The sequence below is a fragment of the Inquilinus sp. genome (assembly GCF_039594555.1).
Lineage (GTDB): Bacteria > Pseudomonadota > Alphaproteobacteria > DSM-16000 > Inquilinaceae > Inquilinus.
On the sequence record NZ_JBCNNF010000365.1, the window covers coordinates 1 to 6,874 of the forward strand.

The 6,874-nt window shown below is 70.1% G+C and carries 6 protein-coding genes and 1 pseudogene; all 7 read right to left on the minus strand.

Translation table 11 applies throughout. The features are described from left to right. A pseudogene (locus ABDW35_RS28560) lies at positions 1-1,311 on the minus strand (hypothetical protein); the annotation flags it as partial. A 183-nt stretch (positions 1,312-1,494) separates the two neighbouring features. Further along, a complete protein-coding gene (locus tag ABDW35_RS28565) occupies positions 1,495-2,256 on the minus strand; it encodes an SDR family oxidoreductase (protein WP_343717247.1) in 762 nt (253 codons plus the stop codon). Then, a complete protein-coding gene (locus tag ABDW35_RS28570) occupies positions 2,253-3,101 on the minus strand; it encodes a 5-deoxy-glucuronate isomerase (protein ID WP_343717248.1) in 849 nt (282 codons plus the stop codon). Before ABDW35_RS28570 ends, ABDW35_RS28565 begins: the two co-directional genes overlap by 4 nt. After that, entirely contained in the window at positions 3,094-4,149 is a 1,056-nt protein-coding gene (locus tag ABDW35_RS28575; protein WP_343717249.1) for an ABC transporter ATP-binding protein, read from the minus strand. Before ABDW35_RS28575 ends, ABDW35_RS28570 begins: the two co-directional genes overlap by 8 nt. Continuing rightward, positions 4,142-5,161, minus strand: a complete 1,020-nt coding sequence (locus ABDW35_RS28580) for an ABC transporter ATP-binding protein (protein ID WP_343717250.1) — start codon at positions 5,159-5,161, stop codon at positions 4,142-4,144. The genes ABDW35_RS28575 and ABDW35_RS28580 overlap by 8 nt, the downstream gene beginning before the upstream one ends. 4 nt (positions 5,162-5,165) lie before the next feature. Further along, positions 5,166-6,296: an ABC transporter permease gene (locus ABDW35_RS28585; protein ID WP_343717251.1), complete on the minus strand. Its 1,131-nt coding sequence runs from the start codon at positions 6,294-6,296 to the stop codon at positions 5,166-5,168. Between the two features lie 10 nt (positions 6,297-6,306). Continuing rightward, positions 6,307-6,874 (minus strand): ABC transporter permease (locus ABDW35_RS28590; RefSeq protein ID WP_343717252.1); only part of this gene is annotated, 568 nt, incomplete at its 5' end.

Consider the following 6,874-nt stretch of genomic DNA (forward strand, 5'->3'; position numbering starts at 1 on the left):
TACCTCAAGCTCGTCGTCGACAGCCTGCGCCGCCACCTCCAGCGCCACCGGGTTGGCGCCCGACCGCCAGATCCGGTCGACGCTGTTGTACAGCAGCACCGCCGCGCCGCCTGCGATCGGCGTGGCCATGGCGCCGAGCCCGGTGCGGTCGGGGTCGAGCGCGCCCGGCGCGTCGATCCGGCGGTCGCCGAGCAGGGCCAGCAGCTCCATCACCGTCAGACCCGGCTTCTTGACGTAGTCGAAGGGCTCCGGGTTGGCGCGCCGGTCGGCCAGGGCGGCGAGGTCGGTGACCCACTCGCGCTGCGCCGCGTCGAACTGGCGGGCGCCGAAGAAGGCCAGGTGGGTGCGCTGGCCCCAGCGGCCGAGGAAGCCGTTGTCGTTGCTGAGGATGTCGTAGTCGACGCCTTCGGCCTCCACCAGCAGCCGCTGGTGCTGGTCGATCACCTTGGCGATCAGCCCGGCGAAATACGGCATCGCGTGCCAGGTGTGGTAGTGCTCCCAGCCGATCTGCGGGTCGCATTCATTGTTGATGAAGGGCAGGTTCGCGAAGCGCGGATGGTGCTCGCGGATGTAGCTGACGGCCTCCATCTCGTGCCGGCAGATGCCGACCGTGTCCGGGGTCAGGTCCTCCGGATGCTTCACCGCCCCCTTCTCATGCACCGAGATGAAGTCGAGCCGCACCCCGGTCTCGCCGGTGAAATAGTTGGTGCCGGTGTCGCAATGCGCCAGGAAGCTGCGGAAGATCGGCGGCACCCGCCGCGCCACGCCCGGCCCGCCCAGGCGCAGCGCCGGGTCTACGGCCTTCAGCCCTTCCGAACACGCGTCGTAGTAGTTGTTGAAGCCGGTCTCGCCGCCCAGCTTCCACCAGATGTCCGGCTCGTTCCAGGTCTCGAAGTACCAGCTGCGCACCTCCTCGGCGCCGTAGCGCTCGACGCAGCGCCGGGCCAGGGCCTCGACCAGGTCGCGCCAGTGCCGGACCTGCGCCTCCTGGTTCAGGTCGGAGTAAAGCTTGCCGGGGTTGCCCATCAGCTCGAAGAACGGCTTCAGCCGGTGGCCGACGATGGCGTCCAGCGCCTGGTCCAGCAGCGTCCAGTCATAGGCGCCCAGCCGGTCCGCCTTCACCAGGTCGAGCATATAGTGGACCCGGAGATACTCGATGCCGCGGTTCGGCACCGCGCCGAGATGGGCCAGCGCCTGCTGCATCTCCGGCTCCAGCAGCAGCTCCGCCGGCGAGAAGCCGGTGCTGCGCCAGAAGCGCTTCCACGGGCGGGCGGGGCCGGTCAGGTCGACCCGGATTGGGGTGGCGGTCACGGCAGAGGTTCCTTATGTCGCCGAATCCTTAAACGGATCGTCATCCCGTGCGCGCTGCGGCGCGGAGTGCCGCTGCGCAGACACGGGATCTCAGAGCCGTTGTCGCGAAGAGATCCCGGTTCTGCGGCGCACCACTTCGTGCTGCGCCGCGCCCGGGATGACGGGAAATGGGAATCATCATTGTCAGACAGCAGCCAGCAGGCCGCCATCGACATAGATGATCTGGCCGTTGACGAAGTCGGAGGCGGCGGAGGCCAGGAACACGGCGGCGCCGCCCAGCTCGTCCGGATGGCCCCAGCGGGCCGCGGGGGTGCGGCGCTTGACGAAGGCGTCGAACTCCGGGTCGTCCATCAGGGCGCGGTTCAGCTCGGTGGCGAAATAGCCGGGGCCGATGCCGTTGACCTGGATGTTGTGCCGCGCGAACTCGACCGCGAGGTTGCGGGTCAGCATGCGCAGCGCGCCCTTGGCCGAGGCATAGGGGGCGATGGTCGGCCGGCCCAGCTCGCTCATCAGCGAGCAGATGTTGATGATCTTGCCGGCCTGGCGCTCGACCATTCCGGGCAGCACCGCCTTGGCGGCGACGACGCTGCCGATCAGGTGGACGTCGAGGATCATCCGCCAATCCTCGATCGCGAAGTCGAGGAACGGCTTGCGCAGCTGGATGCCGGCGTTGTTGACCAGGATGTCGACCGCGCCGACCGTCTGCACCGCCTGGCCGATGGCCGCCGTGGCGGCGTCCGGGTCGGTCAGGTCGAAGCGGGCCGGATGGGCGTCGATGCCTTCGTCGCGCAGCTTGACGACCGCCTGGTTCAAGGGCCCGTCGTCGCGGCCGTTCAGGATCACCGTGGCGCCGTGGCGGCCCAGCGCCGCGGCGACCGAGAAGCCGAGGCCGCGCGAGGAGCCGGTGACGAGGGCGCGCTTGCCGGTCAGGTCGAACAGGGTCATCGGAACTTCTCCCGCATCGCCTGGATGCCGGGGATCCGGTCCATCAGATGGGCGTGCGCGGGATCGAAATACTGCACCAGGCCGCGATGCGTCTTCCCCGCCATCACCGTGAAGATGTAGGCGCGATGGCCGGGCGACGTGACGGTGGGGTGATAGCCGCGGTCGACCGTGAAGGTGTCGCCGTCGCGGGTCAGCCAGGCCTGCGGCTCGCCGCTGTCCTGGTAGATCAGCTGGGCGCCGAAGCCGGAGGGCGGGTCGTAGCGGAAATGGTACAGCTCGTCATGCGCGGTCTCGCGCGGGCCGTCCTGGCCCGGCACGTCGGTGTCGTGCTTGTGCGGCGGATAGCCGTTCCAGCACCCGTCATCGGCATAGAGCTCGCTGACCAGCAGGCGCCCCGCCCGCCCCTGCCCGTTCTGGCCAAGGATGTGGAAGATCCGGCGCCGGCTGTGCGTCTCCGGCGACCCGACCTCGACCATCACCACCTCCTCCGGCGGGATACGGAAGGCGGGGTGGCGCTCGGCGGTGATGCCGCCGCCGATCGCGACCTCGGCCGGCCCGGCGCCGGCGGTGATGCGGATGGTGCTGCCGACCGGGGCGTAGACCGAATCCGCCGGGCCGGACCAGATGTCGGCGCGCCGGCCGACGGCAGTGAAGACCTCGCCGTCGACCGTGATGTCGACCGTGCCGGACAGCACGGCCAGGATCGCCTCATGCTCCGGCAGCCGGGTCTCGAAGACCTCGCCGGGGCCGAGCCGGACCAGGTTGAAATGCACGCTGGCCATGCGGGCGTCGTGATGCAGGATCGGCCGGTTGCCGTTGTCGTGACGGCGGATGATGTCAGGCATGGGCAACCTGCGGGTTCGGGTCGGAGAGGACGCCGCGGAGGTCGAGCTCCTCGGCATGGTGGCAGGCGGCGGCGTGGTCGCCGAAGGCTTTCAGCGGCGGCGCCGTGGTGCGGCAGATGTCGGTGGCGAAGCGGCAGCGCGGGTGGAAGGCGCAGCCGGAGGGGCGGTTGGCGGGGTCCGCCACCTCGCCCTTCAGCTGGATGCGCCGGCGCTGCCGCTGGCGCCGCGGGTCCGGCACCGGCAGGGCCGACAAGAGGGCCTCGGTGTAGGGGTGGCGCGGCCGGGCGTAGAGCGCGTCGATCGGCGCGCTCTCGACGATCTGGCCGACATACATCACCACCACGCGGTCGCAGATGTACTGGATGACGCTGAGGTCGTGGCTGACGAACAGATAGGTCAACCCGAACTCCTCCTGCAGATCCTTCAAGAGGTTCAGGGTCTGGGCCCGGACGCTGACATCCAGCGCCGACACCGCCTCGTCCAGGATCACCAGCCGCGGCCTTGTAGCCAGGGCCCGGGCGATGCCGATGCGCTGGCGCTCGCCGCCGGAGAAGGCGTGCGGGTAGCGATGGGCGTATTCGGGCCGCAGGCCGACCCGCTCCATCAGCCCGGCGACGATGCCGGGGATCTCGCGCCCGGTCGCCAGGCCGTTGACGCGCAGCACCTCGCCGACCAGGTCGACCACGGTCATGCGCGGGTCCAGCGACGCCTGCGGGTCCTGGAACACGAAGCGCAGATCGGTGCAGTAGGGCCGCCGCTGTACCTCGGTCAGCGCCGCCAGGTCGACCACGCGGCCCCCGGGGTCGCGATAGGCGATGGTGCCGCCGGTCGGCTGATGGGCGCCGAGGATGCAGCGGGTGACCGTGGACTTGCCGCAGCCGGATTCGCCGACCAGCCCCAGCGTCTCGCCGCGGCGGATGTCGAAGGACACGCCGTCGACCGCGCGGACCGGGTTGGACAGGCCGGCGCGGAACAGCCGCCGGCGCGGCGCGAACTCCATCTTCAGGTCGCGCAGCTCGACCAGGTTCTCGGGCGCGAGCTCAGGCATGCTGCATGCTCCTCGGCTCCACGGCCGCCGGCTGCTCCAGCAGCACGCAGCGTGCGCCGCGGCCGGGGCCCAGCGGCGTCTCCGGCGGGTCGCGCCGGTCGCACAGCCCGGCCACCGCCTGGTCGCAGCGCGGGTGGAAGGGGCAGCCGGCGGGCCGGGCGAAGGCCGACGGCACCATGCCGCGGATCGCCGCCAGCCGGTGCACGCGCTGCTGCGAGAGGGTCGGCACCGACCGCAGCAGCGCCCGGGTGTAGGGGTGCTGCGGGTCGTAGAAGATCTCCTCGACCGACCCGCGCTCGACCACCCGGCCGAGATACATCACCGCCACCTGGTCGGCGACGTCGGCGACCACGCCGAGGTCATGGGTGATGAACAGGATCGACAGGCCGTGCTCGGCCTGGAGCTTCTTGAACAGGTCGAGGATGTTGGCCTGGGTGGTCACGTCGAGCGCGGTGGTCGGCTCGTCGGCGATGATCAGCCGCGGGCCGCAGGACAGCGCCAGGGCGATGCAGACGCGCTGGCGCATGCCGCCGGAGAACTCGAAGGGATAGCTGTCCAGCCGCTCGGCCGGCTTCGGGATGCCGACATCGGCCAGGCATTCCAGCGCCCGCTCCCGCGCCGCCTTGCGGCTGAGGCCCATATGCTGGCGGATCACGACGCCGAGCTGCTGGCCGATGGTGTGCACCGGCGACAGCGCCGCCATCGGCTCCTGCGACACCAGCGCGATCTCGGCCCCGCGGATGGCGCGGATGGCAGGACCGCGTGGAGGCAGGCCGGCGATGTCCACCACCGGGCCGGCGGCGGTGCGGAAGGCGATGCGGCCGGCGGCGATCTTCATCCGCTCCGGCATCAGGTTCATCAGCGCCCGGCCGGTCAGGCTCTTGCCCGAGCCGGATTCGCCGACGATGCACAGGGTCCTGCCGGCCTCCATCTCGAAGCTGACGCCGTCGACCGGGCGGATCAGCCCGTCATCGGTGCCGATCTGCACCCGCAGGTCCTCGACCTGCAGCAAGGGCTCAGTTGTAGGGGTCGGCGGCATCGCGGATCCCATCCCCCAGGAAGTTGAGCGCCAGCACGGCGACGACGACGGCGATGCCCGGGATGAACAGCCAGGGCGCGGTGGTGACGGCCAGCAGGTTCTGCGCGTCCTTCAAGAGCACGCCCCAGCTGATCACCGGCGGCTTCAGCCCGATGCCGAGGAAACTCAACGCGGTCTCGGCCAGGATCATCGACGGGATCGCCAGCGTCACCGAGGCGATGATGTGGCTGGTGAAGGACGGCACCATGTGCCGCCAGATCACCCGCTGGCGCGAGCAGCCGTCGAGCCGCGCGGCCAGCACGAAATCCTCGGTGCGCAGCGACAGGAAGCGGCCGCGGACAACGCGCGCCAGCTCGGTCCAGCCCAGCAGCGACAGGATCACGGTGATCCAGAAATAGACCATCAGCGGGTCGATGTTGGTCGGGATCGCGGCGGCGAAGCCCATCCACAGCGGGATGGTCGGGATCGACTTCAGGAAGTCGATGGTCCGCTGCACCACCTCGTCGACCCAGCCGCCGCAATAGCCCGAGATGCCGCCGAACAGGATGCCGAGGAACAGGCTGATCGCCACCCCGACCAGGCCGATCGACATCGACACGCGGGCGCCGTGGATGGTCAGGGACAGCACGTCGCGGCCCAGCCGGTCGGCGCCCCACAGGTAGAAGGGCTGTTTCGGGTCGACCGGGCCGATCAGGTGCCGGTCCCACGGGATCAGGCCCAGCAGGTGGTACGGCTCGCCCTTCACGAACAGCCCGACCGGGATCACCGCTTTCGGGTCGCTGACATAGACGCGCTGCACCGTCAGCGGGTCGACCGTGCTCCTGATGCCGTTGACATAGGCCAGGGCGAAGTTGCCTTGCGCGTCATGGCCGAAGAACTTCAGCATCTGCGGCGGCGCGTAGGTGTAGCGCGAATTGTAGGTCTCCGGCCCGTAGGGGGCGACGAATTCGGCGAAGGCGGCCACGAGGTAGATCGCGATCACCACCACCCCGCTCCACCACGCCAGGCGGTGACGGCGGAAGCGGCGGTAGATCAGCGCCCACTGCCCCTTCTCCGCCGTCGTGGCGCGGCGCGGGGTGGGGATCGCGGTCGGGTCGGCGACGGTCATGGCGTCCTCCTCACCCGTGCCGCACGCGCGGGTCGAGCCAAGCCAGCAGCAGGTCGGAGATGAAGCTGCCGAGGATGGTCAGCGCGCTGAGCAGCAGGATGAAGGACCCGGCCAGGTACATGTCCTGGGTCAGGAGCGCGCCGAGCAGCAGCGGCCCCGCCGTCGGCAGGCTGAGCACGACGCCGACGATGACGGTGCCCGACACCAGCTCCGGCAGGATCCAGCCGATGGTGGAGACGAAGGGGTTCAGCGCCACCCGCACCGGATAGCGCAGCAGCACAATCCGCTCCGGCAGGCCGGCGGCGCGGGCGGTGGTGACATAGGGCTTGTTCAGCTCGTCCAGCAGGTTGGCCCGCATGATCCGGACCAGCGAGGCGGTGCCGTGCACGGCCAGGACGAAGACCGGCAGGTACAGATGCGCCGCCAGGTCGGCGACCTTGCCCCAGCTCCATGGCGCATTGATGTATTCGGCCGAGAAGAAGCCGCCGACATCGGCGCCGAAGCTGCGCGACAGCACGAACATCAGCACCAGGGCCAGGAGGAAGCTGGGGATGGCGAGGCCGAGGAAGCTGAGGAAG

Coding starts and splice junctions, on each gene's coding strand:
- ABDW35_RS28565 (WP_343717247.1), bottom strand. CDS start 2,256: ATGACCCTGTTCGACCTGACCGGCAAGCGCGCCCTCGTCACCGGCTCC.
- ABDW35_RS28570 (WP_343717248.1), bottom strand. CDS start 3,101: ATGCCTGACATCATCCGCCGTCACGACAACGGCAACCGGCCGATCCTG.
- ABDW35_RS28575 (WP_343717249.1), bottom strand. CDS start 4,149: ATGCCTGAGCTCGCGCCCGAGAACCTGGTCGAGCTGCGCGACCTGAAG.
- ABDW35_RS28585 (WP_343717251.1), bottom strand. CDS start 6,296: ATGACCGTCGCCGACCCGACCGCGATCCCCACCCCGCGCCGCGCCACG.